We start from the raw sequence: 24,195 nt of genomic DNA on the forward strand, positions 1-24,195 counted from the left end.
TTCCCTCGCGGCCGGGCCGCTGCCGGCGTTCAAACATCGCATTCGCGCAACTGCGCCGTCGCTCCGGCAGGCGCGGCATGACGAAAGTCGCCTGGGTGCGCGCGCCGCTTCGCAGCGAGCGCACCAGGGCGACGCGCTACGGCAACCTGTACGCGATCACGTAATCGCCCTGCTTCGTGCCGAGCGATCCGTGCCCGCCCGCCGTCACCAGCACGTACTGCTTGCCGTCGCCGCCGGCGTAGGTCATCGGCGTGGCCTGGCCGCCCGCGGGAAGGCGCGCTTGCCACAACTTATCGCCGGTACGCACGTCGTAGGCGCGCACATAGTAGTCGAGCGTGCCGGAGAGGAACGCGACGCCGCCCGCCGTCGTCACCATGCCGCCGAGGCTCGGCACGCCGAGCGGCATCGGAATCGGCAACGGCGCGCTGTCGCGAATCGTGCCGTTCTTGTGCTGCCACACGATCTGGTTGCTGCGCAGATCGACGCCCGCCACGTAACCCCACGGCGGCGCCTGGCAAGGAATGCCGAGCGGCGAAAGAAACGCGTTCAACTCGAAGCCGAACGGCGTGCCCCGCGCCATCTTGATGCCGCTCGTTTCGCTGCCTTTCTTCTCGCCGTTGTCCACGGGAATCTGCGCGCGCGGAATGAGCTTCGACGTGAAGGCCATGTAGCTCGGATTGGCGATCAGGATTTGCCGCACCGGATCGACCGCGACGCCGCCCCAGTCGAACACGCCGAAGTTGCCGGGGAACACCAGCGAACCCTGTTCCGACGGCGGCGTGAACGCGCCGTCGTAGCGCAGCGAACGAAACTTCACGCGGCACCACAGTTGATCGAACGGCGTGGTGCCCCACATGTCGCGCTCGCGCACCTTGGGCGGATTGAAATTGAGCGCGGAAACCGGCTGCGTGGGCGACGTGTGGTCGCCGGTTGCCGCGCCCTGGGGAACCGGGGTTTCCGTGATCGGCACGATCGGCTTGCCGGTTTCGCGATTGAGTACGTACAGACTGCCTTGCTTGGTCGACGCGATCAGCGCCGGCTGCACGCCGCTCGCGGTTTGCAGATCGATCAGGCTCGGCTGGCCGCCTACGTCCATGTCCCACAGATCGTGATGGGTGAACTGGTAATTCCAGCGCATCTTGCCGGTCGCCAGATCGAGCGCGACGACGCCCGCCGCGACTTTCTCGGAAGCCGGCGTGCGCAGGCCGCCCCACTGGTCCGGCGTCTGGTTGCCGAGCGGCAGATACACCATGCCGAGTTTCTCGTCGACGCTGAACACCGACCACATGTTCGGCGAGTTGCGCACGTAGGTCTGGTTCGGCGCGAGCGGTTCGGTGGCGTCGGGCTTGCCGGCGTCCCAGTTCCACACGAGGTGGCCGTCGCGCACGTCGAACGCGCGCGTGACGCCGGACGGCTCGTTGGTCGATTCGTTATCCGTCACATGGCCGCTGATGATGACCAGGTCGCGCGTGACCGCCGGCGGCGACGTCGAATAGTAGCCGCCCGGCGTGAACGGTCCGATGCTGGTGCGCAGATCGATCTGACCGTTGCTGCCGAAGTGCGCGCAGGGCCGGCCGGTGTCGGCGTCGAGCGCGATGAGGCGCGCGTCGGCGGTGGGCAGGAAAATCCGCCGCGGGCATTCGGCGGCGAGGCTCGGCGCGGGCGCGGCGGCGGACGGCGCGGCGGGTTCCGATGAAGCAGCCGGCGCGGCGGATTCCGAGGCGGGCCTGGTCGCGAACGTAGCGGAAGCCTTGGGACCAGGCGCGGCGGCAAGCGCGGAAGACGCCTCGACGCCGGAAGCGGCGGCAGGCGTGGCGGAAGCCGCCGCCGAAGTCTCGGCGCCCGACGCAGCCGCAGCCGTTGGAGGCGCCGAGGCTTCGGAACCGGCAGCCGCTGAAGGCGCCGAAGAAGCCGAACCTTCAGACGCCGAAACCGCCTCCGACGCACCGCCCTGTGCCCCCGCGACAGCAGCCTCGGAAGCCCCCACGTCCGCCTTCGCCGGATAAAGACTGTCGTCGTGATAGGACACGCCGCGGCAGGTCATGTGCTCCCAATGCTTGAAACCCGCCGGACTCTGAATATGCGGATCGAAGCGCCAGATTTCCTTGCCCGCGACCGGATCGAGCGCGATGACGATGCCATGCGGCGTGCACAGAAACAGCTTGTCGCCGACCTTGATCGGCGTGTTCTCGGCCGTGGTCTCGGCGGGGTCGTCCGGGCCGGGCTTGTCGCCGGTCTGGAATTGCCAGGCCACCTTCAATTGACCCGCGTTGGCCGGCGTGATCTGCGCGAGCGGCGAATAGCGCTGACCGAGCGGCGAGCCGCCGTAATCGGTCCAGTCGCCGGCCTGCCGGTTCGCGTCGCCGGCCAGCGGCGCGGCGGGCGGAGCCGAGCCGACCTCGATCGAACCGGCATGGTCGTATGGATGATTGAACGCCGTGCCGATACCCAGCAACACCGTCAGCACGACGGCGGCCGCGAGCGGCAACGCGCCTTGACGATGCGCGCCCGGCGGCCCGAACACCAGCCTGCGGGTCACGGGCGGCAACAGCAGCCATAGGCCCAGCACGAGCCACACCCACAGACGCGGCAGCAACTGCCAGAAGTCGAAGCGCGCCTCCGTCACCGCCCACACGGTCGAGCCGAACAGCACCAGCGCGAACAGCAGCAGCGCCGAACGCCGCCGGATCGCCACCAGCAGCCCCGTCAGCGCGATGCCGATGCCGGTGAGGAGGTAGTACCACGAGCCGCCGAGCGAGATCAGCCAAACGCCCCCGACGGCCACCACCAGGCCGATGAGCATGAACACGATGGCGGGAAGCGCGAGAGCGACGGGAAAGCGGCGCGGCGTCGACATAACGGTGACCTCGGCAAAAGGCATTCGAAGAAAAACTCCGGGCAAGCCGGAGACGTTCGAAAACTCAGGCGGCGCGAACGACGCGCAGCGTCAGACAAATTGCCTTGGAAGTAGCACATGCGGTTCCTGCTCACGGCACGCCGCATGCTTCGGTGCGAGCAAACCCGGCCAGCAAACTCGCTAAACCCTGCCTGCAAACCACGCCATCGCCGCCATGAAACACAGAGCCACCGTTCTCTGCGTCCGCGCCAACCGGATTCTCCTCGTCGCCCGGCCCAACGGACGATGGGCGTTGCCCGGCGGACGCTGCAAGACCGGCGAGCCCGCGCACGCGGCCGCCCTGCGCGAGTTGGCCGAGGAAACGCGCCTGAGCGGGATCGCGCTCGATTATGTGTTCGAGTTCTGGGGCGCGCGGACTCGCCATTACGTGTTCGCCGCGCATCTGCCGCCCACGGCGGTCGCCCTGCCCGACCATGAAATCAGCCGGTGCCGCTGGATTCGCGCAAAGGACGTGGGCGTGACGTGGGTGAGCATCTCGACGCGCGGCATCGTGCAGGTGCTGCTCGGCGAGAACAGTCCGGTCGGTCCGGGGCGCCGTTCGAGCCCGCTGCACGCGTTGCCGGCGCAACGCGGCCGATGAGCGGGCGGAGCGGTTCGATCGCCCGCGTCCCGCTTTGGGTCCCGCTTTTCGTCACGCTTTTCGTCACGCTTTTCGTCACGCTTTTCGTCCCGCTTTTCGTCCCGCTTTTGGTCCCGCTTCCCGCCACGCCTCCGCCCGCTTCACGGTCAGGTGCGTTGCTGCCCCGAGCCCAGGTCCGCGCCGGTAACGGGGTCGGCCGTGACGTCGGATGCGGTGCGCCCCGCCATCGCCCGCAAGGTTTCGGCATCCGGCGCGCTGACGTTCACCGAGGCGAGTCCGTCGCCACCGTCCACCGCGGGTTGCGGCGACTCCACGTAGTCCCAGTTCGGGCCTTCGTTCCACGGCCCGCGCGGCGCGTCGTCGCCCGACGACATGTTGTAGTAGACGCTGGCGTACTCGGCCACGCCCGGCAGCTTGCCTTGCGGGAAATTCGGCTGGATCGAATGGAGCGCTTTTTCAAACGACTTCTGATGCGCGATCTCGCGGGTCATCAGAAAGCCGAGCGCGTCGCGTATGCCGGCGTCGTCCGTGACGTTGATGAGGCGCTCGTAGATGATCTTCGCGCGCGCTTCCGCCGCGATGTTCGAGCGCAGATCGGCGGTGGGCTCGCCGATCGTGTCGATGTACGCCGAGGTCCACGGCACGCCGGCCGAATTGGTCAGCGCGGGGCCGCCGCCGTAGAGCAGCGCCGTGATGTGCGAGTCGTTGCCGCCGCCCGTCAGCGAGCGGTACAACTCGGCCTGCTCGTCGACGCCTTCGGCCAGTTTGCCCTTCCCGCCCTTGTTGAGCATCGCCACGATCGAGCCGATGACCTCCAGGTGGCTGAGCTCTTCGGTTGCGATGTCGAAGAGCATGTCCCTGCGCCCCGGATCGTCCTCGCCGACGGCCTGCGTGAAATACCGGCATGCCGCGGCGAGTTCTCCCTGCGGTCCGCCGAACTGTTCGAGAAGCAGATTCGCGAGGCCCGGATCGGGCTCCGCCACGCGTACTGTGTATTGAAGGCGCTTGTTGTGAACGAACATGATCTCTCCATTGAAAAGTAGAACAATCGCCATTGCCTCGGCGTCGATGGTGGACGTGCCGCAAGCGGGTCAGGCCGGCGGGACATCGCCTGCGGCTATGCGCGTGAGCGGCGCAACGCCCCCGGCTTCGTGCGCTTGCGGCGACCGCTCACGGCCGCCTCGCTTGCCGCATGCGGCATACCTGGCGGTGAGATCACGAGGCGACTTCGTTCGACGGCGACGCCTTTCTCATGCCGATCGAATCGCCCTCGAATCGACCCGCAAACTCGACCGCGCGGACCGTGCACGATCATTGCGAGCCACTTAAGGCATACGCCCGAAAAGCCCGCTCGACGCGCTCCACGGCGCATACGTCTGTTAAAAGTTCAAGCCGTGCATCCACAAATACAATCGCCAGAAGCCGTGGGGAACGCCGTTCGATAGCAAGACCTGGTTCACGAAACTCAGAGGAGGTGCGTCCATGTCCAGTCGACATCCGATCATTGCGTTTCTCGCGGGATTGCCGCAGTTCGAGGCGCTTTTGCATGAGGACGCGGTGCTCGACCTGAGATCCGGCTGCATCGTGTCGCGATGCGAACCCGCGACGACCGAGGCCGGCTTGCGGTTCCGGCTGAACGTGCGCTGGCCGGGCCACGCCGCGCCGAATCCTCATCCGGTCGATGCCTATAAATACGTGGCCTTGCAGGTTCAGGAGGCGTCGCATGTCGGCTTCGATCTGAAGCTGACCGCCGAGAGCGCGGAACTGGCGATGATCGCCGCGAGCGATTGGCCGCACGAGGAGGCGTGAACTCCGATGGGCAAACCCGAGCTGTCCGCGTCGGATTCCTTCGATACGTCCGTGCCCCACGCGCCCGACGCGCCCGACACGCGGAAGGCGCTGCGACGCCCGAAGCAATACGATGCGCACGATGAAGCGCACGAGCCCGCGCCCGCCGACGCCAACGATGAACTGCTGCGGCCTCGCGAGACCTGCGAGTGGCTGGTTCGCGCGCGGCGCGCGGCCGTGCTCATCGACGCGGCGCGCTATTACGCCGTGTTGCGCGAGGTGATTCCGCGTGCGCGCCATTCGATCTTCATCGTCGGCTGGGACATCGACAGCCGCATCGAACTGGTGCCCGGCGGCGCGGGCGACGGACTGCCCGACGGTCTCGCCGACTTCCTGTGCGCGGCGGTCGACGCCAATCCGCACTTGCGCATTCACGTGCTCGGCTGGGACTTCGCGATGCTCTACGCGTTCGAGCGCGAATGGCTGCCCTCGTATCAGCCGAGCTGGCACACGCACCGGCGGCTGTCGTTCAGGCTCGACGGCCGCCATCCGCTGGGCGCATCGCATCATCAGAAGATCGTCGTCATCGACGACTGCCTCGCGTTCACGGGCGGCATCGATCTCACGAGCGCGCGCTGGGACACGCCCGCGCACGCGCCCGACGACCCCGCGCGGCGCAATCCAGGCAAGACCCGCTATCAGCCGATCCACGACGTGCAGATGATGTTCGACGGACCCGCCGCGAGCGCGATGGCGCGGCTCGTGCACGAGCGCTGGCAGCGTTCGCGCCGCTCCCGCACGGCGCCGCGGCCGTTCCAGCCCGGGCCCGTGAACCCGCACCTGTGGCCTTCCAGCGTGACGCCGGACTTCGTCGACATCGACCTCGGCATCGCCCTCACGGAGCCCGCCTACGAGGGACGCGAGGCCGTGCATCAGGTGCGGGCGCTGCACGTCGCGGCGGTGGCCGCGGCGCGCCGCAACATCTACATCGAGAACCAGTATTTCACCGCCGGGGCGATCGGCGCCGCGCTGTGCGAGCGGATCGGCCGCACGCCCGGCCCGGACGTCGCGGTGGTCTGTCCGTTCAAGCAGAGCGGCTGGCTCCAGGAGGCGACCATGGGCGTGCTGCGGGCGCGCCTGCACCGGCTCATCCAGGACGCCGATCCGAACGGCCGCTATGCGATGTACGCCCCGGCGATCGACGCCGGGCGCGGCGTCTTCGTCAACGTGCATAGCAAGGTGATGATCGTCGACGAGCGCGTGCTGCTGATCGGCACGGCGAACCTGAACAACCGCTCGATGGTGCTCGACACCGAGTGCTGCGTGGCGATCGACGCGCGCGGCGATCCCCAGGCGCAGGCGACGATCGCGCGCATCCGCAACGCGTTGCTCGCCGAACATCTCGACACGAGCGAAGCCGAGGTCGCGCAGGCGCTCGAACGGCACGGCCGGCTGAACCCCGCGATCGCGAGCCTGAAGCACGGCGCGCGCACGCTCGTCCCGCTCACCCCCGAGGTCGCCGAGGAGTTTCGCGATTTCGCGGACAAGGTCCACGTTCTGGATGCCGAAGCGCCGATCGCGCCGGACGAACTGATCCGCCAGTTCCTGCCCGAGCCGACCCACCGGTCGCTCACCGCCAGGCTGCTCGTACTGGGCGCGCTCGCGCTCGCGGTGGTCGCGCTGACGATCATCTGGCGCTTCACGCCGGCCGGCCATCCGCTGAGCTTCACGTCGCTCACGCACGGTGTGGAGCAACTCGCGGCCACCCGTCTCGGACCGGCGGCGGTCGTGGCGGGCTATGCGTTGGCGGCGCTGTTGTCGGTGCCCGTGACGCTGCTGATCGCCGTGACCGGCTTCGTGTTCGGCGCGCTCACGGGCGCGGCCTACGCGATGGCGGGCACGCTGATCGCCGCCGCCGCGGGCTGGGCCGTCGGCGCGTGGCTCGGACGCGACGCGGTGCGCGAACTCGCCGGACCGAAACTGAACCGGCTGAGCGAACGCCTGCATCAAAAGGGATTGCTCGCGGTGATCGTGTTGCGGCTCGTGCCGGCCGCGCCGTTTTCGATCGTGAATCTGGCGGCCGGCGCGTCGCGCATCCGCTTTCGCGACTTCTTCGCCGGCACGGCGATCGGCATGGCGCCGGGCGTCGTGCTGGCCACGTCGTTCGCGCATCAACTGGTGTCGGCGGTGCGTCACCCGACGCCGTTCTCGCTGATGGTGGTGGCCGCGATCGGCGTCGCGCTGGTCGGCCTGTCGCTGCTGCTGCGGCGCATTCTGGCGGGGCGGCGATGAGCCGGCGCGAAGCGGACGCGATCGCCCTGGAGCGCCCGCAAGCGCGGTCCGCGCCGGCGCACCAACATGCGAGCGACGTGTTGCGCATCGCCACCTACAACATTCATGCCGCCGTGGGCACGGACGGGCGGCGCTCGGCCGAACGCATCGGCGAAGTGATCGCCGCCCTGAACGCGGACATCGTCGCGTTGCAGGAAGTGCCGCTCGGCGGCACGGGCAGCCTCGACGTGCTGCCTGTGCTGAGCGACATCACCGGCTTGCATGGCGTGCCGGGGCCGACGCTCGACACGCCGCAACGGCGCTACGGCAACGCGGTGCTGACCAATCTGCCGGTGCGCGCGGTGCGCACGCTCGACCTTTCGTTCGGCAGCCGCGAGGCGCGCGGCGCGCTGGACGTCGACGTGGAAACCGGCAGCGGCGTGCTGCGTGTGGTCGCGACCCATCTGGGCCTGTCGTCGCGCGAACGCCGCGCCCAGGTCGATCTGCTGCTCGATACGTTCGACACGCCCGAACTGCCGGTCATCCTGCTCGGCGATCTGAACGAATGGTTCGTCTGGGGCCGTCCGTTGCGCGCGCTGCTGGCGCACTTCCGGCCGGCCGCCGCGCCGCGCACGTTTCCGTCGCGCTTTCCCGCCTTCGCGCTGGATCGCGTGTGGGTGCATCCGGTGCAGCGTCTGGTCGACGTGCAGGTGTTTCGCAGCGATCTGGCGCGGGTCGCGTCGGATCATCTGCCTGTCATCGCGCGCGTGCTGCGCTGAGGTTCATAGGCTCGCCGGGCCGCCGCCGCGCGGCGCGAGTGAACGAACCTCCGGCGAAGATAGCGAAAGCCGTTCCGCGCGTGCGATTTCAGCGGACGAACCGTCTCACGCAAGCGTTTTATCGATTTCGGCGATCCATTTGTGAACCGTTTCCAGCGTCTTCTGAACGTGACGCCGTTGCCGCAACGTTTCCGCGATGTCCCGATCCACGGCGCGAAGCTGGCTGACCGGTATCTCGGGATGAGTTTCACGGCCGAGCTGGCGAACTGTTTTTTCGTCGACGGCGGCCGAGCCGCTTTCGTTCAGTAAACGGCCGAGCGCGGCGGCATGTTGCTGCAACTCGCCGCGCTTGCCTTCGAGGATGGCCCGTTTCTTTTTCGTGCTTGCGAAAAGCGGGATTCTAGGTTGCGTCAATGCGTTTTGCGCCTGCGTGTTCGCGCTCCGAAGCTGCCGCATGATGCCGTCGTAATGCGCCCCGAGGGAGCTGAGCGGGCCGCTGCTATGTTTTTCCTCGTGAATCGTGGCGAGGTCCGGTTTCCAACTGCTGCGGGCGCGCCGCGGTCCGAGCGGTCCATGGCCTGACTGACGGTGCGCGGCGCTTGAAGTGCTGCCCGGTGGCGTTTGCGTCACGGCGGACCGCGGCGCGGGGGCGACCTTGCCGCTTGCCGTATCCAGTTCCATCAGATCGTCGTCATCGTCGAGGTGGATGGAAGACGCCGCGTTGCCGGCTCGCGGAGGCGGCGGCGGTGCGCGCGTCGGCACGGGCTTGCCTGCTGCCAGGGCTTGCTCGCGCGTCAACGCGAGGTGGATGCGAGACGCCGCGCTGCCGGCCCGTTCCGGGCGCGGCGCGGTGATGACCTTGCCGCTTGCCGTGTGCAGTTCCATCAGATCGTCGTCATCGTCGAGAGGCATGGGAGACGCCGCGTTGCCGGCTCGCGGAGGCGGCGGCGGTGCGCGCGTCGGCACGGGCTTGCCTGCTGCCACGGCCTGCTCGCGCGTCAACTCGAGGTGGATGGGAGACGCCGCGTTGCCGGCCCGTTCCGGGCGCGGCGCGGTGATGACCTTGCCGCTTGCCGTGTGCAGTTCCATCAGATCGTCGTCATCGTCGAGTTGGATGGAAGACGCCGCGTTGCCGGCTCGCGGAGGCGGCGGCGGCGCGCGCCTCGGCACGGGCTTGCCTCCTGCCAGCGCTTGCTCGCGCGTCAACTTCGGCGTGCCTTGCGGCCGGGCGGCGGCGCTACGGTTGATCCACTTGACGGTATCGCCGACGAGATCTTCCTGCACGGTCGAGGAAGCCGGCGGCAGGCTGGCGAACGGTGGCCGTTGCGGTTTCACCGATGAAGAGCGCGACCAGCCGGTCATCTGCTTCAGACCTTGCAGCACCGCGCCACTCGCCGAAAGACGCTTCGACCGGCCACGCGCGCCGCTGGTCCCGCGGGTCGCATCCGGTGAATCGGAGCGCCCCTGCACGGCATCGGGCGGCGCGTTGCGACGAATCTGGACGGCCATGGTAGCGACTCCCTCAAAAGGTTTTCCCATTCTGCATACGCGCCACGGCCGGACCGGTGCGTTGCGCCGAACCAACGCGTCTCCAGGCGAAATGAAGAAGCGCGGGCGCCATCGACGGATGAGCCCGGCAAACCGCATCCCGCATGCCGCCGCTAAATGTGAACACCGCACGTGAGCACCGCATGGGAACGGGATTTGCGTCCGCAGAGATGCTCATTCGCGTATTCGCCAAGGAGAGACATTCATGGCTCAAACCGTCAGCGACTTCATCGTCGAGCGACTGCACGCCTGGGGCGTGCGCCGGATTTACGGCTATCCGGGCGACGGCATCAACGGCATGTTCGGCGCGCTCAACCGGTTTCAATCGAAACAGAAGCACGACAGGAACGACAGGACCGGTGATTCGGATCAGGGCATCCAATTCATCCAGGTCCGCCACGAGGAAATGGCCGCGTTCATGGCGGCCGCGCACGCCAAATTCACCGGCGAACTCGGGGTCTGCATCGCCACCTCCGGCCCCGGCGCGTCTCATCTGATCACCGGTCTCTACGACGCCAGAATGGACCACATGCCCGTGCTCGCGATAGCCGGACAGCAGGCGCGCGCCGCGCTCGGCGGCCACTATCAGCAGGAACTGGACCTCGTCTCGATGTTCAAGGACGTCGCGGGCGCTTTCGTCGAGCAGGCCAGCGTCCCCGCGCAGGTCCGCCATCTGGTCGATCGCGCGGTGCGGACCGCGCTCGCCGAACGCAAGGTCACCGCGATCGTGCTGCCCAACGATCTGCAGGACCTGCCGTATGAAGCGCCGGGCCGCAAGCACGGCACGCTGCATTCGGGCGTGGGCTTTCGCGCGCCGCGGCTCGTGCCCTATCCCGACGATCTTCAGCAGGCCGCCGACGTGCTCAACGCCGGCAAGAAAGTGGCGATTCTCGTCGGCGCGGGCGCTTTGCATGCGACCGACGAAGTCATCGCCGTCGCCGAAAAACTCGGCGCGGGCGTCGCCAAGGCGTTGCTCGGCAAGGCCGCGCTGCCGGACGATTTGCCGTGGGTCACCGGCGCGATCGGCCTGCTCGGCACCAAGCCGAGCTACGACCTGATGACGGAATGCGACACCCTGCTGATGATCGGCTCCGGCTTCCCCTATTCGGAGTTTCTGCCGAAGGAAGGCGCCGCCCGCGGCGTGCAGATCGACATCAAGGCGGACATGCTGAGCCTGCGTTATCCGATGGAAGTGAATCTGGTGGGCGATAGCGTGGAGACCTTGCGCGCACTGCTGCCGCTGCTCGAACACAAGCAGGACCGCGCGTGGCGCAGGACCATCGAGGGCTGGACCGAGGACTGGTGGCGAACGCTCGAGCGGCGCGCGCACGAAGCCGGCAACAACGCGGTGAATCCGCAGCGCACCGTGTGGGAGCTGTCGAAGCGCATTCCCGCCGACTCGATCGTGACGAGCGATTCCGGTTCCTGCGCGAACTGGTATGCACGCGATCTGAAGGTGCGGCGCGGCATGATGTGCTCGCTCTCGGGCGGGCTCGCGTCGATGGGCGCGGCCGTGCCGTATGCGATCGCCGGCAAGTTCGCGTTTCCCGAGCGGCCCGTGATCGCGTTGGTGGGCGACGGCGCGATGCAGATGAACAACATGGCCGAACTGATCACCGTCTCGAAGTACTGGCAAGACTGGGCCGATCCGCGCTGGGTCTGCATGGTGCTGAACAACGAGGATCTGAACCAGGTGACGTGGGAGCAGCGCGTGATGAATGGCGATCCGAAGTTCGAGGCGTCGCAGAACATTCCTTCCGTGCCGTATCACCGGTTCGCGGAATTGATCGGCCTGAAAGGCATTTACGTCGACGACGCCGAACAGATGGGCGCGGCCTGGGACGAGGCGCTCGCGGCGGACCGACCGGTCGTCATCGAGGTGAAGGCCGATCCCAACATTGCGCCGTTGCCGCCGCATGTCACGCTCGCCCAGGCCAAGGCATTCGCCACGACGCTGATGAAGGGCGACCCGGAGCAAGGCAACGTGATCGTCGAGACCGCCAGGCAGGTGCTCGGCGCGGTGCTGCCGGGGCATCGCGACAAGTGATGCGGGTTGCCTTACCGCTTGAAGTCGATGACGCTAACGCATGCTCACGTATGCTGACGTGAGCCGACGCGAGACAGGGACTCGCCCGGCCCCGGCGCCGTTGCCGGCGCGAGACTCGCGGTCATCGCGCCGGGCAGATTGTTCAGCATGATGACGAGTCGGTGCAGTTGTTCCATCGGCACCTCGTCGAAATACAGCGTGATCGACTCCGTGCGGTCCTGGAGCTTGACGTGCATGCTCGAACCGCACGCCGGCGTTTCGCACGCGCGCAGACACTTCCAGATTGCGATGACGTGCAAGGCGCCGAGCGCGGCGGACACCGTAATGCGTTGCGTCGTGATCATGGCCGTCGAGAAATGGGGTTGCCGTTGCGGCGGGTCCAATCCAACAGAAGCGCCCGATTACAAGCTTAGTCCACTCCGGCGGAATCGAAACCCCTTCACGTCATACATAACCCTGGCATGGCCCTGGAATATTCGACATTCGAGCCGCCTTGCACGCCAACCCGGCCAATCCGGCCGATCGGCCAAGCGCGCAGCAATCGTGCCCGCTAGTGCTGAACGCCCCATTTGCGCACGGTCACGCGCTCCAGCGTGTCGAACACCAGATGCTCGATCAGCAGGCCGATCACGATCACCGCCGCGAGCCCCGCGAAAACGCGGTCCGTGTAGAGCTCGTTGCGATTCTGGAAGATGTACCAGCCCAGGCCGCCGCTGCCCGAACTCGCTCCGAATACCAGTTCGGCCGCGATCAGCGTGCGCCATGCGAACGCCCAACCGACCCGCAGTCCCGCGAGAATCGACGGCAACGCGGCGGGCACCAGAATCAGCAGGACGTGGCGCATGCCGGTCAAGCCATAGTTGCGCCCCGTCATGCGCAGCGTCGCCGGCACCGATTGAAACCCCGAGTACGTGTTGAGCGCGAGCGGCCACAGCACCGCATGCACCAGCACGAACAGCAGGCTGCCGGTGCCGAGGCCGAACCACAGCAACGCGAGCGGCAGCAGCGCGATCGAGGGCAAGGGGTTGAACATCGCCGTGAGCATCGACAGAAAATCGCGGCCCACGCGCGTCGACACCGCCAGCGACGTCAGCACGAAGGCGAGCGCGGCGCCGAGCAGATAGCCGCGCAGCAGCACCGACATCGACACCGCGGTCTTGCGCAGCAGTTCGCCGGACCACACACCTTGCACGAACGCGCTGAAGGTCGCGCCGAAGGTCGGCAGCAGCAGATCGTTGTCGACCGCGCGCGCGGCGATTTCCCAGATGCCGATCAGCACCAGCGCGATCAGCGTCTTGCGCAGCCAGGCTTGCGCGAGAAGGCGCTTGCCGAACGGCAACGGCGCTTCGAAAACAAGCTCGCCGAGCGGTTCGAGCGGACGTTCGTACTCGTCGCGAATGGGGGGCAAAGCGGGCGGCAACGAGGTGGCGGGAGAACTCATTGCGCGGCCTCCGTCTCTTCGAACAGCAGGTGATGAATGCGCGCGACGCTGCGCTGAAAATCGCCGCGCCCGAAACTGTCCTGCGAATACTGGTGGCTGTTGAGCTCGGCGCGCACGCGGCCCGGATGCGGCGACAGCAGCAGAATGCGGTTGCCGACCACCAGCGCTTCCTCGATCGAATGCGTGACGAACAGCAGCGTGAAGTTCACCTCGTCCCACAGGCGCAGCAGTTCCTCCTGCATCTTGCGGCGCGTGAGCGCGTCGAGCGCGGCGAACGGTTCGTCCATCAGCAGCACGCGCGGCTGCATCGCGAGCGCGCGCGCAATCGCGACCCGCTGCTTCATGCCGCCCGACAAGGTATGCGGATACGCATGAGCGAACGAAGCCAGCCCCACCTTCTCCAGATAATGCAGCGCGCGTTCGTTGGCTTCGGCACGCGAGAGCTTCTTCGCGACACGCAGTGGAAAGGCGACGTTTTGCAGCACCGTCTTCCACGGCGGCAACTGATCGAATTCCTGGAACACGACGATGCGATCGGCGCCGGGCCCGCGCACGCTTTGACCGTCGAGCGAAATGCGGCCCGAGGTCGGTTCGATGAAGCCCGCCACCGCCTTGAGCAAGGTCGACTTGCCGCAGCCCGACGGTCCGAGCAGCACGAAGCGGTCGCCGCCGTAGACGTCGAAACTCACGTCATGGGTCGCGCGAACGATGCGCTCGCGAGTGCGGTATTCGAGGTTGACGTTTTCGACCGCGAGCAAGCGCTCGCTGGTCGCGCCGCGGGTTTGTCCGCTGCGTTCCGGAAATAGAAGCGTGGGATTGGCCACCATCAGAGCGCTCCTTCGAAGCCGGCCACGCGGGCCGATGCATATTCAGCGAGATGAAAAATCAGATGCGTCATGCTCAACTGCCCGCCGCGGTCGCCGGGTCGTCGAAGAAATAATCCTTCCACGACTTCGGCTCGTTTTTGATCACGCCGACGCGATACATGAATTGCGCGAGCCCGAGCGTGTTCTGCGGCGCGACCTTGAATTGCACCTGCGGATTCTTGATTACCTTCAGCAGCAGATCGCGGTCGATCTTCGACTGATTCGTGCGGATGTAGATGTCGGCGGCGGCCTCGGGATTCGCCGCGACGAAGCGCGCGGCGTCGGCGAGCGCGTCGACGAACGCGCGGTACGTCTTGGGATTGTTGTCGCGGAATTTCTCGGTGGCGTAGAGAACCGTGGCCGAACTGGGGCCGCCCAGCACGTCGTAGGAATTCAACACGATGTGCGCTTTCGGATTGCCCGCGAGTTCCTGCTCCTGAAACGGCGGATTGCCGAAATGCCCGGTGATTTCCGTGCCGCCCGCGATGATCGCCGCGGCCGCGTCGGGATGCGGCAACGCCTGGGTGAATTTGTCGAGGCGGTTGTACGCCTTGTCGCCCCAACGTTTCGCGGCGGCATACTGCAACACGCGCGATTGCACCGACACGTTCACGGCCGGCAAGGCGATGCGGTCCTTCTCCGTGAAGTCGGCGATCGTCTTCACGTCGGGATTGTTGCTCACGAGGTAGTACGGCAGATTGCCGAGCGAGGCGACGCCCTTCACGTTCTGCTTGCCGCGCGTGCGGTCCCAGATCGTCAGCAAGGGGCCGACGCCCGCGCCGGCCACGTCCACCGCGCCGGACAGCAGCGCGTCGTTGATGGCCGCGCCGCCCGAGAGCTTCACCCAGTCGACCTTGATGTCGAGCCCCTGCTTGCGGCCTTCCTTCTCGACGAATTGCTGATCGCGCGCCACGTTCAGCAGCAGATAGACGATGCCGAACTGTTCGGCGACGCGGATCTGTCCTTCGGCGTGGGCGGGCATGGCCGTGGTCAATCCCGCGCTGGCGATCGACAAGCCCAGCAGTGTCGTGGCGGTCGCGGCGGCCGTGGTGAAGCGTCGGGCAAAAAACGACCGCGCGGCGGTCGGGCGAAACCTGGCAAGCATCGGAACTCCGGTCAGCGTGTGATTGAGGTCAAGGCGGGCGGCGTTGCCGTCAGAACGGCACGTCGCCTTCGATCGTCGTGCGATAAAGCTTGCGGCGCAGATGGTCGGGCGTGCCGGCCGCGAGATGCATCAGCGAGCGGTTGTCCCAGAACACCATGTCGTGCGCGGACCAGCGATGCCGGTACAGATGCTCGGGGCGCACGCTATGCGCGAAGATCGCTGCGAGCAATGCCGCACTCTCGTCCTCGGGCAAGCCGATGATGCGAGTCGTGAAATGCTCGCTGACGAAGAGCGCGCGGCGCCCGGTCTCGGGATGCGTGCGCACGATCGGCTGCACCACCGGCTTGACCTGCGCGATCTGCTCGGCGGAGAGATTGGGCCGCCACGGGCTGCGTTTTTGCAGTTCCGCGTATTTCGCGAGATACGTGTGTTCGGCGAAGCGCCCTTCCACCGCGCTGCGCAAATGCGCGGGCAACGTGTCCCACGCGAGGTGCATGTTGGCGAACAGCGTGTCGCCGCCTTCCGCGGGCAACTCCTGCGCGTGCAGCAGCGAACCGAGGCTCGGCTTGTCCTTGTACGACAGATCGGAATGCCAGTAATGGCCGGCGTCGCCGAGACCGATCGGCTTGCCGTTCTCGACGATGTTCGACACCACCAGCACCTCGGGATAGCCCGGCAACTGGAATTGATGCAGCACATGAATCTGCAGCGGACCGAAGCGCCGGCTGAAGGCGATCTGCTGATCCGGCGTGATGCGCTGATCGCGAAACACCAGCACGTGATGATCGAGATGCGCGCGATGGATGCGGGCGAAGTCGTCGTCGCTCAGCGGCTCGTCGAGGTCGAGGCCGAGTACTTCAGCGCCGAGCGGGCCGTCGAAGGCGCGAATCTCGATGCGCCGGGAGGGATGGAGCGTGTTGGCGGCGCTGGCCGCGTCGAGGTCGGGTGCAAAGGCAGTCGTCACAGGAAACTCTTCGTCGAATCTGTTCGGAGGACGCCGTCGAAGGCGTAGTCAGAAGAATTTACTGGCGCGAAGGCCGGGGCACAACGAAGGAAATCCGATACGGTTATCTGCTGAAGTGATAAACCCGTTGCTTTAACGCGAGGCGGACCGCGATAGCACGTTCGATGCCTCCGCGGCCGCGGCCCCAATGCGCGGGTCCGTGGGTCCGCCGTCACGCGTCACAGTCGCCCAGGCCGCGGATCGGGCACGAAGCCGTCGCGATTGGGCATGACCACGCGCGGCAGCGACGCCGCATCGAGCCGCGTGTTCGCCGGCACGATGCCGTTCTGATTCAGCAGGAACGCGCTCACCGCATACACCTCGTCGGCGGACAGCGATTCGGGCGCGTTATACGGCATCGCGCGGCGGATATAGTCGAACAGCGTGGTCGCGTAGGGCCAGTAGCTGCCGACCGTGCGCTTCGGCTTCGCGCTCGCGAGCGTGCCGTGGCCGCCCACCAGCGGGTCGCCGAGACCGCCCTCGCCTCGCGCGCCGTGGCATGCCGCGCATTGGGCGGCGAAGACCCGTGCGCCCGTCGCGACGTCGCCGCTGCCGGCCGGCAAGCCGCGACCATCCGGCGCGACGTCGATGTTCCACGCGGCGAGCTGCGAGTCGGTGAGCGGCGTGCCGATGTCGTGGGTCGGGGTTGAATTGCGCGCGTCGGGCGTGATCGACGCACAGGACGCAAGCGCCAAAAGCGCTAGCGATGCGGCGAGCGGAACGCGCGCCCTCGTTCGCAAGCCCGTTCGCACCCGCATCCGCAACACACCGTTCGCGCCGAACCGCTTCTCAGGCATTGCGCACCTCGCCGTTTTCGCCGACGCGCCATTGCTGGATCGCGTTGTAGTGGTACTGCGAATTCAGGCCGCGCGCGGCGACGAGTTCGGCGCGCGTGGGCTGCACGTAGCCGGTCGAATCGGTGGCGCGCGAAAGCAGCGCGGCGGGGCCGCCGTTCCAGCGCCAGTCGGCCTGAAAGCGCGTGAGCGCGCGATCGGCTACGGGGCCCTGCAGACGCGCCAACTGCCAGGTCGCGCCGCCGTCGGTGGAGACCTCGACCTTGCGGATCGTGCCGCGCCCGGACCACGCGAGCCCCGTGATCGGGTAATAGCCGTGCGTGCTGAGCCGATGTCCCGGCGAAGGCCGCGTGATGACCGACTTCGCATCCATCTCGAACGCGAACTGACGCGCGCTGCCGTTCGCGAGCAGGCTCGTGTACTTCGACGTTTCCTCGCGCGTTTGCAACGGCGCGTCGACCACCTTCAGCCGGCGCAGCCACTTCACATTCGTGTTGCCCTCGAAGCCGGGAACGATCAGGCGCAACGGATAACCGTTTTCCGGGCGCAAGCGCTCGCCGTTTTGCGCATACACCACCAATGCGCTATCGAGTATCCGTTCGAGCGGCAAACTGCGTGTCATCGCGGCGGCGTCCGCGCCTTCCGCCAGGAGCCAGCCGCTTTCGGGCTTGAGCGGGTTCGAGAGGCCGCCCGCTTCTTCGAGCAGCGTCGACAAACGCACGCCGGTCCATTCGCAGCACGACAGCAAGCCATGCGTGAGTTGCACGGGCAAACCGCTCGGCCCATTCCACTCGCTGCCGGTATTGCCCGAACATTCGAGAAAGTGAATCCGCGATTCGGACGGCAGGCGCAGCAGGTCGTCCATCGTGAACAGCTTCGGTGCGCGCACGAAGCCGTGAAGCGCCAGCCGATGCTGCTCGGGATCGATGTCGGGCACGCCGCCGTGATGCCGCTCGTAGACGAGTCCGTTGGGCGTGAGCGTGCCGTGCAGGTCGGCGAGCGGCGTCATCGACGACGCCGCGCCCGGCAGCGGCCATGCGCGCGCGCTGCGCCGCACGACGTTCGCCTCGCGCGGCGACGGCACGCCATACGGATGTTCGAGTGTCGGCGCGCCGGGCGTGCGGCTCCACGGCGCGACGTCGAGCGGCCGCAGCAGTTCAGCGGCCGCCGTCGCCTGCGAAGCGGCGAGACCGCCGACCGCGAGACCGCCGAGCAGGCGACGACGGCCGCGCGACGGCGGCGGATCCGGCTGGGGCTTGCGCGAGTTCATCATGGCGGCGGCGCGTGGTGGGCAAGCGGGCTATCGTAGCGATGCGCGAAGCGCGGGCCAAACGATGAATTTTCATATCGATTGGAGTAAAGCTATTGAAGTAAAGCGGGCTGAAAGCGGGGCTGGCCGTGCGCGCGCCGGCGCGCGAAAAGCGCTTCACGTCATGGGTAATCGCTGAAGCGCGACACCGGCTCGGTCACGGTCGTGGCGGGCGTATAACCCGGTACATTCGCGCGGAACTGATTGAGCAAGCCGTTATCGACCTGCGACAAGCCCTTGAGCTGAAGCTGCATCATCACGCGCGTGCCGGTGCTGGGCGATGCGCCCGAACCGGTCGCATTCGTGTACTTCTCGAACGCCACGCCTAGCGACCAGCAGTCCGCGTCGTACTGAAGCCCCAGCAGGCCCGCGATCAGCCGATGCGCGCTCATGTCGTAATTCACCCGCGCCACGCTCACCACGTTGCGCGCGAGCGGCCATTGCCCCGAGACGATGAACTGATTGACCGGCTGATAATCGAGCGTGCTGTTGGCGCGCGTATAGCGATACGCGACGTTCAGCACCTGGCGCGCGCCCGGCGCCCAGCCGAACCCGGCTTCCGCGTGGGTGAGGTAGTGATTGGCCTGGCTGTACTCCACCGCCTGTTCCGCCGAGAAGCCCGGACCCAGCTTGTACGACGCGCCGGCAATCACGCTCGTGCGCGCGACGGTGGCGATCCGGTCGCCGGTGCCGAGCGTCACGTGCGGCGTGGTGAAATCGTACTGCTGCGCGAGGATGAAGCGCGCGCGCTCGTCGCCGCTCGCGGGGTCGATGAAACGCGTGGTCAATGCCGCCGTGGCGCGGTTCGCGTCGGACACGCGGTCATTGCCGACGAAACTGTTGGGCATGAACAGTTCCGCGAGCCCGAAATCGGCTGTGGCGGTATCGAACAGCGGCACGAACGACTGATCGCGGTAAGGCGTATAGACGTAGAAAAGCCGCGGTTCGAGCGTCTGGATATACGACTGCCCGAACAGCCGCACGCTTCGTTCAAAGCGCATGCCCGAGTCGAGGCTGAAGGTCGGCACGTTCACGCTGAACGACTTCGGCTCGCCCGCGGGCACGTCCGATCCGATCGACGTCACGTCGTAGGCGGCGAAATGCCAGGCGAGTTTCGGCGTGAGGAACCAGCCCGGACGCTCGATCGGATAGCTCACGTAAGGGTTGAAAACGAAACGGTTGCCTTGCGTCATGTCGGACGACGCGATCGTGAAGCGCGTGGCGTCCGCTTCGGCGCCGAAGTCGAAACCGCCGACGTCGTAGCGCGCATAACGGACATTGACCTGCGGCTCGCGGTTATAGGTGGAATCGTTCGAGAAAGCCTGCCAGCGCTGCTCGCGCGCGAGCACGCTCCACGGCCCGTTCGAGTAGGTGAGCCCCGCTTCCTGCTGATACAGCGTGGTGGAACTGGTCGGAAACGCCACGCCCGAGGCGAGATCGGTCGCCACCGTCGAATCCGACACGCGGTTGTAGTTCACGTAGGCGCCCCACCCCGAGTCCAGCTTCCAGTTCTGATTCACCGCGATCGAGTAACGATCCGTTCCGGTGATCGCATCGTGCGGCAGCCACGCGAGCGAGATCGAACCCAAAGCGTTCGGCTGGAGATAACGATAGTCCGCCGTCAACATCGCGCCCCGGTTCGACATGACGCGAGGCGTCAGCGTCAGATCGTAGTTCGGCGCGAGGTTGAAGTAATACGGCAATGCGACGTCGACACCGTTGGTCGAGCTGACCGAAAACGTCGGCGGCAGAAAACCGCTGCGCCGCGCGCCGGACAACGGAAACGACAGCCACGGACTCGCCAGCAGCGGCACGCCCTGGAAAAACAGCACGCCGTTGTGGGCGATGCCTTCGTCGTTGCCGCTGTCGACGTCGAACTCGGATGCCTTCAGATACCAGGCCGGAACCGATTCGCACGGACAGGTGCTATAGGTGCCGTGATGAACGACGGTGCGCTCGCGATCGAGCAGATCGATGCGTTGCGCGCTGCCCCAGCCGCCCGTCAGGTGAAACCGGTACTTCGGCACGCTGATGTAGCCTTCGTTCGCTTCGACGTAAAAGTGCGCGTCCGGCCCGTCGAAGACGTTGCCGTTGTTGACCAGCCGCGCGTGGCCGTAGGCGTCGGCCTTGTCGCTATCGAGGTCGTAATGCAGCGCATCGCCCGCGACGCTGGAGCCGTAACGCCGCAACTGTGCCTGCCCTTTCAGCGAGAGGTCCGTGCCGGTGGTGGCGGTCGCCGAATCGGCCATCGCCGAGATGGCGGGTTCGTCGCCCGGCCGCAGCGGCTGCTCGCTCAATTGCGGCGCGAGCCGCAGACCCCAGACGCCGTCGAGCGATTCGGCAAGCGCGGCGCCGCCCGTCAGTTGCGCGTGGCTGGCAAGCGGCGCGTATCCCGCCGCGCACAGCATGAATGAAACGAGCGGCCTCAACCGCGGACGTTGACGCTGAAAAACACGGCGTAATATCAAAACAGGCAAGTATCGGAAAGAATGATGGACGCAACGCCGCGGGAAGAAGCCGGGACCGAAGCCTGGCCGGAAGTCGGGGTGCGCGCACGATTTACTGCAACGTGGCGTCGTTGGAACGAAACTCGCCCACGCCCGCCGCGCCGCCGAGCGCTTGCAATAAATAAGGAATCTGCTCGGACGGCAACGAAAACGACAGCCCCGCGTTGCCCGATAGCCGGAAGCGGATCACCACCATTTCCATGCCGTTGAGCCGGCCGACTTCCCAGCCCTGGCAGTGCAGCGCGAAGCCCATCTCCTGATTGTTGTGAATCACGCGGTCGGCGTGCTCGATCGCATTGGGCAGCGCCACCAGCAGATCGTTGAGGACCGATCGGTGCAACGCCGCCGTGGGTTGATTGCCGTGAATCAGCAGGTATTGACCGTCCGCCGTCAACTGCATGTCGCTGATCGAATTCAGCATGAAGGTCGGCGTATCAGACACGGCCCGTGCCCTCGTGCGCGGCGCGGGGCCGGCTCGCGCGGCTTGAGCGGCGACGCCGTGGCGAGGCGTACCGAAAAGATCGGCGACGAACTGACGCGCAAGACCGCCGCCAGCACGGCGGGTGAAAAGAATTCAATCATGACCGTTTCTCCAGATCGCGTTACGCGGGTAGCGGAATCGACGATTTGACGATAGCAGTGCAAGCACGCCGCTGGGTTACGCGCGCCCTACGCTTCATTAGCTTCTGTAACGCAGTATTTCGATGGCTAGCGCCGCCACGCGCGGCCACGTGGTCATCGACGGATTACCCACCTCGTTACCGCTAAGGCGCCGAAAGTTTTGAGTAACGCCGCGCGGCAGGCACGTCCCTATACTTCGCGGTTTCCAGAGGCATGGACCCTCGTTCGAATGCATCGCTTGCGTTCGTGCGTTCTCATCCGCGCTGCGCGCGCTGCATCAGGACTGAAAGCCCAAGATGAATCTTCAAGCTTTAACGAGCCGTATCGCGGGCGCGCTGTCGCTCGCCGGCATTTCGCTTTCGAGCGCGCCGGCCCATGCCGTGCAGCCGCTCGTGGTGCAGGACATCCGCATCGAGGGACTGAAGCGCGTCGAACCCGGCACCCTGTTCGCGTACCTGCCGATCAAGAAAGGCGAGATGTTCAATGACGACAAGGCTTCCGAAGCCATTCGCGCACTGTATGCCACGGGCTTCTTCAACGACGTGCGGATCTCGACCGAGGGCGGCGTCGTCATCGTTTATGTTCAGGAGCGTCCGGCGTTCGGCACGATCGACTTCGCCGGCATTCACGAGTTCGACAAGGAAAATCTGACCAAGGCGCTGGGCGCGGTCGGTTTGTCGCAAGGCCGCTATTACGACAAGGCGCTGGTCGAGAAGGCCGAACAGGAACTGAAGCGCCAGTACCTGACGCGCGGCTTCTACGCCGCCGAAGTCGTCACCACCATCACGCCGATCGACCGCAACCGGGTCGCGGTGCTGTTCTCGGTAGCCGAGGGCCCGAGCGCGAAGATCCGCCAGATCAACTTCATCGGCAATACGGTATTCAGCACCGATGCGCTGCGCGACGAGATGCAGCTCTCCACGCCGAACTGGTTCTCGTGGTACACGAAGAACGACCTGTACGCGAAAGACAAACTCACAGGCGACCTGGAGCACGTTCGCTCGTATTACCTGAATCGCGGCTACCTGGAATTCAATATCGAGTCGACCCAGGTGTCGCTCACGCCGGACAAGAAGGACATGTATCTCACGGTGACGCTGCACGAGGGCGAGCCGTATACGATTTCCTCGATCAAGCTGGCGGGCAACCTGCTCGATCGCGAAGCCGAACTGATGAAACTGGTGAACATCAAGGCGGGCGAGCGTTTTTCGGCGGAAAAACTTCAGGCCGCCACCAAGGCCGTGGTCGACAGACTGGGCGAATACGGCTACGCGTTTGCCACCGTCAATGCGCTGCCGAAGATCGACCAGCAGCATCACACGGTCGACCTGACGCTGCAGGTGGACCCGAGCCGCCGCGTGTACGTGCGCCATGTCAACGTGGTCGGCAACACGCGTACCCGCGACGAAGTGGTGCGCCGCGAGATGCGGCAATTCGAAAGCTCATGGTTCGATTCCAACCGTCTCACGCTCTCGAAGGAACGCGTCAACCGCCTGGGCTATTTCACCGACGTCGACGTGACCACCATTCCGGTGGAAGGCTCGCCCGATCAGGTGGACGTGGACGTCAAGGTGAGCGAGAAGCCGACCGGCTCGATCACGCTCGGCGCGGGCTTCTCGTCGTCGGACAAGGTGGTGCTCTCGGCGGGCGTCTCGCAGGAGAACGTGTTCGGTTCGGGCACGAGTCTCGGCGTGAGCATCAACACCGCGAAGACCTACCGCACCTTGTCCGTCACGCAAACTGATCCGTACTTCACGGTGGACGGCATCAAGCGGATCTCCGACATCTATTACCGCACCAGCTATCCGCTCTACAACTACTCCGACACGAGTTTCCGCATCATCTCGGTGGGCACGGACCTCAAGTTCGGCATTCCTTTTTCGGAAGCCGACACCGTCTATTTCGGCGTCGGTTTCGAGCAGGACCGCTTCAACATCGATTCGGATACGCCCCAGAGCTACAAGGATTACGTCAACGAATTCGGCCGCGTGGTCAACAACGTGCCCGTCACGGTGGGCTGGGCGCGCGACAATCGCGACAGCGCGCTGGTGCCGAGCCGCGGGTACTTCGTGCAGAGCAACGGCGAGGTCGGCACACCGGCGGGCGGCACGCAGTACTACAAGGCGGACGTGCAGGCGCAGTATTACTACTCGTTCTCGCGCGGCTTCATTTTCGGGCTCAATTTGCAGGGCGGCTACGGCAACGGCTTCGCCGGCAAGGCGTATCCGATCTTCAAGAATTACTACTCGGGCGGCATCGGCTCGGTGCGCGGTTACGAATCAGGCTCGCTGGGTCCGCGAGACAAGACGACCGACGACCCGATCGGCGGCTCGCGCATGGTGGTGGCCAACGTCGAGATGACGTTCCCGTTGCCGGGCAGCGGATGGGACCGGACACTGCGTGTCTTCACGTTCCTCGATGCGGGCAACGTGTGGGGCAACGAAGGCAACAGCACCGGCGCCAACGGCTTGCGCTACAGCTACGGCGCCGGCCTCGAATGGATCTCGCCGATCGGCCCGCTCAAGCTGTCGATGGGGTTCCCGATCGTCAAGCATGCGAACGACAAGTATCAGCGGTTCCAGTTCCAGATCGGCACGTCGTTCTGAGCGGGACAGCCGG

The 24,195-nt window shown here is 66.1% G+C and carries 19 protein-coding genes; 7 read left to right on the forward strand and 12 right to left on the reverse strand.

Annotation, left to right across the window (positions count from 1 at the left end; genetic code table 11):
- Positions 1–136 precede the first annotated feature (136 nt).
- Positions 137–2,857: an outer membrane protein assembly factor BamB family protein gene (locus CUJ90_RS09145; RefSeq protein WP_114163499.1), complete on the reverse strand. Its 2,721-nt coding sequence runs from the start codon at positions 2,855–2,857 to the stop codon at positions 137–139.
- Between the two features lie 214 nt (positions 2,858–3,071).
- On the opposite strand from CUJ90_RS09145, the gene CUJ90_RS09150 reads away from it, so the two are divergent.
- A complete protein-coding gene (locus CUJ90_RS09150) occupies positions 3,072–3,497 on the forward strand; it encodes an NUDIX hydrolase (RefSeq protein WP_073431511.1) in 426 nt (141 codons plus the stop codon).
- Between the two features lie 146 nt (positions 3,498–3,643).
- On the opposite strand, the gene CUJ90_RS09155 is transcribed toward CUJ90_RS09150, so the two are convergent.
- Positions 3,644–4,519, reverse strand: coding sequence for a manganese catalase family protein (locus CUJ90_RS09155; RefSeq protein ID WP_073431512.1), 876 nt, complete (start codon positions 4,517–4,519; stop codon positions 3,644–3,646).
- Between the two features lie 460 nt (positions 4,520–4,979).
- On the opposite strand from CUJ90_RS09155, the gene CUJ90_RS09160 reads away from it, so the two are divergent.
- From CUJ90_RS09160 to CUJ90_RS09170, 3 genes are read left to right on the forward strand one after another with little or no spacing between them, the layout of a single operon-like run.
- Positions 4,980–5,306, forward strand: coding sequence for a hypothetical protein (locus tag CUJ90_RS09160; protein WP_073431513.1), 327 nt, complete (start codon positions 4,980–4,982; stop codon positions 5,304–5,306).
- 6 nt (positions 5,307–5,312) lie between these two features.
- A complete protein-coding gene (locus CUJ90_RS09165) occupies positions 5,313–7,577 on the forward strand; it encodes a VTT domain-containing protein (protein WP_114162490.1) in 2,265 nt (754 codons plus the stop codon).
- Positions 7,574–8,335 carry an endonuclease/exonuclease/phosphatase family protein gene (locus CUJ90_RS09170; protein WP_073431514.1) on the forward strand — a complete coding sequence of 254 codons (762 nt, stop codon included), beginning with the start codon at positions 7,574–7,576 and terminating at the stop codon, positions 8,333–8,335. The genes CUJ90_RS09165 and CUJ90_RS09170 overlap by 4 nt, the downstream gene beginning before the upstream one ends.
- Before the next feature lie 105 nt (positions 8,336–8,440).
- On the opposite strand, the gene CUJ90_RS09175 is transcribed toward CUJ90_RS09170, so the two are convergent.
- Complete coding sequence (locus CUJ90_RS09175; RefSeq protein ID WP_114162491.1) at positions 8,441–9,844, reverse strand: hypothetical protein; 1,404 nt, start codon at positions 9,842–9,844, stop codon at positions 8,441–8,443.
- Positions 9,845–10,088: 244 nt separating this feature from the next.
- Here CUJ90_RS09175 and CUJ90_RS09180 point away from each other — a divergent pair, with 244 nt between their 5' ends.
- Positions 10,089–11,930 (forward strand): thiamine pyrophosphate-requiring protein, encoded by a 1,842-nt coding sequence (locus CUJ90_RS09180; protein ID WP_114162492.1) that lies wholly within the window; start codon positions 10,089–10,091, stop codon positions 11,928–11,930.
- Positions 11,931–11,974: 44 nt separating this feature from the next.
- Here the strand turns inward: CUJ90_RS09180 and CUJ90_RS09185 are convergent, their stop codons facing one another.
- The 9 genes from CUJ90_RS09185 to CUJ90_RS09225 all read right to left on the reverse strand — a co-directional run bounded on the left by CUJ90_RS09185 (position 11,975) and on the right by CUJ90_RS09225 (position 21,397).
- Positions 11,975–12,274, reverse strand: a complete 300-nt coding sequence (locus CUJ90_RS09185) for a hypothetical protein (RefSeq protein ID WP_114162493.1) — start codon at positions 12,272–12,274, stop codon at positions 11,975–11,977.
- A 206-nt stretch (positions 12,275–12,480) separates the two neighbouring features.
- Entirely contained in the window at positions 12,481–13,371 is an 891-nt protein-coding gene (locus CUJ90_RS09190; RefSeq protein WP_114162494.1) for an ABC transporter permease, read from the reverse strand.
- The gene (locus CUJ90_RS09195) at positions 13,368–14,198 is read right to left on the reverse strand and encodes an ABC transporter ATP-binding protein (RefSeq protein ID WP_114162495.1); all 831 of its coding nucleotides are present in this window, start codon (positions 14,196–14,198) and stop codon (positions 13,368–13,370) included. Before CUJ90_RS09195 ends, CUJ90_RS09190 begins: the two co-directional genes overlap by 4 nt.
- Before the next feature lie 73 nt (positions 14,199–14,271).
- Positions 14,272–15,342, reverse strand: a complete 1,071-nt coding sequence (locus CUJ90_RS09200) for an ABC transporter substrate-binding protein (protein WP_114162496.1) — start codon at positions 15,340–15,342, stop codon at positions 14,272–14,274.
- Between the two features lie 49 nt (positions 15,343–15,391).
- Complete coding sequence (locus CUJ90_RS09205; RefSeq protein ID WP_114162497.1) at positions 15,392–16,306, reverse strand: TauD/TfdA dioxygenase family protein; 915 nt, start codon at positions 16,304–16,306, stop codon at positions 15,392–15,394.
- 218 nt (positions 16,307–16,524) lie between these two features.
- Positions 16,525–17,103 (reverse strand): c-type cytochrome, encoded by a 579-nt coding sequence (locus CUJ90_RS09210; RefSeq protein WP_114163500.1) that lies wholly within the window; start codon positions 17,101–17,103, stop codon positions 16,525–16,527.
- A 31-nt stretch (positions 17,104–17,134) separates the two neighbouring features.
- Positions 17,135–18,409, reverse strand: coding sequence for a sulfite dehydrogenase (gene soxC, locus CUJ90_RS09215; protein WP_114163501.1), 1,275 nt, complete (start codon positions 18,407–18,409; stop codon positions 17,135–17,137).
- A 161-nt stretch (positions 18,410–18,570) separates the two neighbouring features.
- Positions 18,571–20,856 carry an LPS-assembly protein LptD gene (locus tag CUJ90_RS09220; protein ID WP_114162498.1) on the reverse strand — a complete coding sequence of 762 codons (2,286 nt, stop codon included), beginning with the start codon at positions 20,854–20,856 and terminating at the stop codon, positions 18,571–18,573.
- Between the two features lie 151 nt (positions 20,857–21,007).
- Positions 21,008–21,397, reverse strand: a complete 390-nt coding sequence (locus CUJ90_RS09225; RefSeq protein WP_073432511.1) for a hypothetical protein — start codon at positions 21,395–21,397, stop codon at positions 21,008–21,010.
- A 42-nt stretch (positions 21,398–21,439) separates the two neighbouring features.
- Between CUJ90_RS09225 and CUJ90_RS32625 the strand changes: the two genes are divergently transcribed.
- Together CUJ90_RS32625 and bamA are read left to right on the forward strand one after the other, a co-directional pair.
- Positions 21,440–21,586: a hypothetical protein gene (locus tag CUJ90_RS32625; RefSeq protein ID WP_161553687.1), complete on the forward strand. Its 147-nt coding sequence runs from the start codon at positions 21,440–21,442 to the stop codon at positions 21,584–21,586.
- Positions 21,587–21,872: 286 nt separating this feature from the next.
- Positions 21,873–24,182, forward strand: coding sequence for an outer membrane protein assembly factor BamA (gene bamA, locus CUJ90_RS09230; protein WP_083083766.1), 2,310 nt, complete (start codon positions 21,873–21,875; stop codon positions 24,180–24,182).
- The last annotated feature ends 13 nt before the right edge of the window (positions 24,183–24,195 follow it).

It is taken from the genome of Paraburkholderia terricola (assembly GCF_003330825.1).
GTDB classification, from domain to species: Bacteria; Pseudomonadota; Gammaproteobacteria; order Burkholderiales; family Burkholderiaceae; genus Paraburkholderia; species Paraburkholderia terricola.

Bases quoted from the DNA above. Each gene is read 5' to 3' on its own strand.
- bamA (WP_083083766.1), top strand. From the start codon at position 21,873: ATGAATCTTCAAGCTTTAACGAGCCGTATCGCGGGCGCGCTGTCGCTC.
- CUJ90_RS09165 (WP_114162490.1), top strand. From the start codon at position 5,313: ATGGGCAAACCCGAGCTGTCCGCGTCGGATTCCTTCGATACGTCCGTG.
- CUJ90_RS09210 (WP_114163500.1), bottom strand. From the start codon at position 17,103: ATGCGGGTGCGAACGGGCTTGCGAACGAGGGCGCGCGTTCCGCTCGCC.
- CUJ90_RS09220 (WP_114162498.1), bottom strand. From the start codon at position 20,856: ATGCTGTGCGCGGCGGGATACGCGCCGCTTGCCAGCCACGCGCAACTG.
- CUJ90_RS09180 (WP_114162492.1), top strand. From the start codon at position 10,089: ATGGCTCAAACCGTCAGCGACTTCATCGTCGAGCGACTGCACGCCTGG.
- soxC (WP_114163501.1), bottom strand. From the start codon at position 18,409: ATGAACTCGCGCAAGCCCCAGCCGGATCCGCCGCCGTCGCGCGGCCGT.
- CUJ90_RS09200 (WP_114162496.1), bottom strand. From the start codon at position 15,342: ATGCTTGCCAGGTTTCGCCCGACCGCCGCGCGGTCGTTTTTTGCCCGA.
- CUJ90_RS09195 (WP_114162495.1), bottom strand. From the start codon at position 14,198: ATGGTGGCCAATCCCACGCTTCTATTTCCGGAACGCAGCGGACAAACC.
- CUJ90_RS09190 (WP_114162494.1), bottom strand. From the start codon at position 13,371: ATGAGTTCTCCCGCCACCTCGTTGCCGCCCGCTTTGCCCCCCATTCGC.
- CUJ90_RS09170 (WP_073431514.1), top strand. From the start codon at position 7,574: ATGAGCCGGCGCGAAGCGGACGCGATCGCCCTGGAGCGCCCGCAAGCG.
- CUJ90_RS09160 (WP_073431513.1), top strand. From the start codon at position 4,980: ATGTCCAGTCGACATCCGATCATTGCGTTTCTCGCGGGATTGCCGCAG.
- CUJ90_RS09155 (WP_073431512.1), bottom strand. From the start codon at position 4,519: ATGTTCGTTCACAACAAGCGCCTTCAATACACAGTACGCGTGGCGGAG.
- CUJ90_RS09185 (WP_114162493.1), bottom strand. From the start codon at position 12,274: ATGATCACGACGCAACGCATTACGGTGTCCGCCGCGCTCGGCGCCTTG.
- CUJ90_RS09145 (WP_114163499.1), bottom strand. From the start codon at position 2,857: ATGTCGACGCCGCGCCGCTTTCCCGTCGCTCTCGCGCTTCCCGCCATC.
- CUJ90_RS09175 (WP_114162491.1), bottom strand. From the start codon at position 9,844: ATGGCCGTCCAGATTCGTCGCAACGCGCCGCCCGATGCCGTGCAGGGG.
- CUJ90_RS09150 (WP_073431511.1), top strand. From the start codon at position 3,072: ATGAAACACAGAGCCACCGTTCTCTGCGTCCGCGCCAACCGGATTCTC.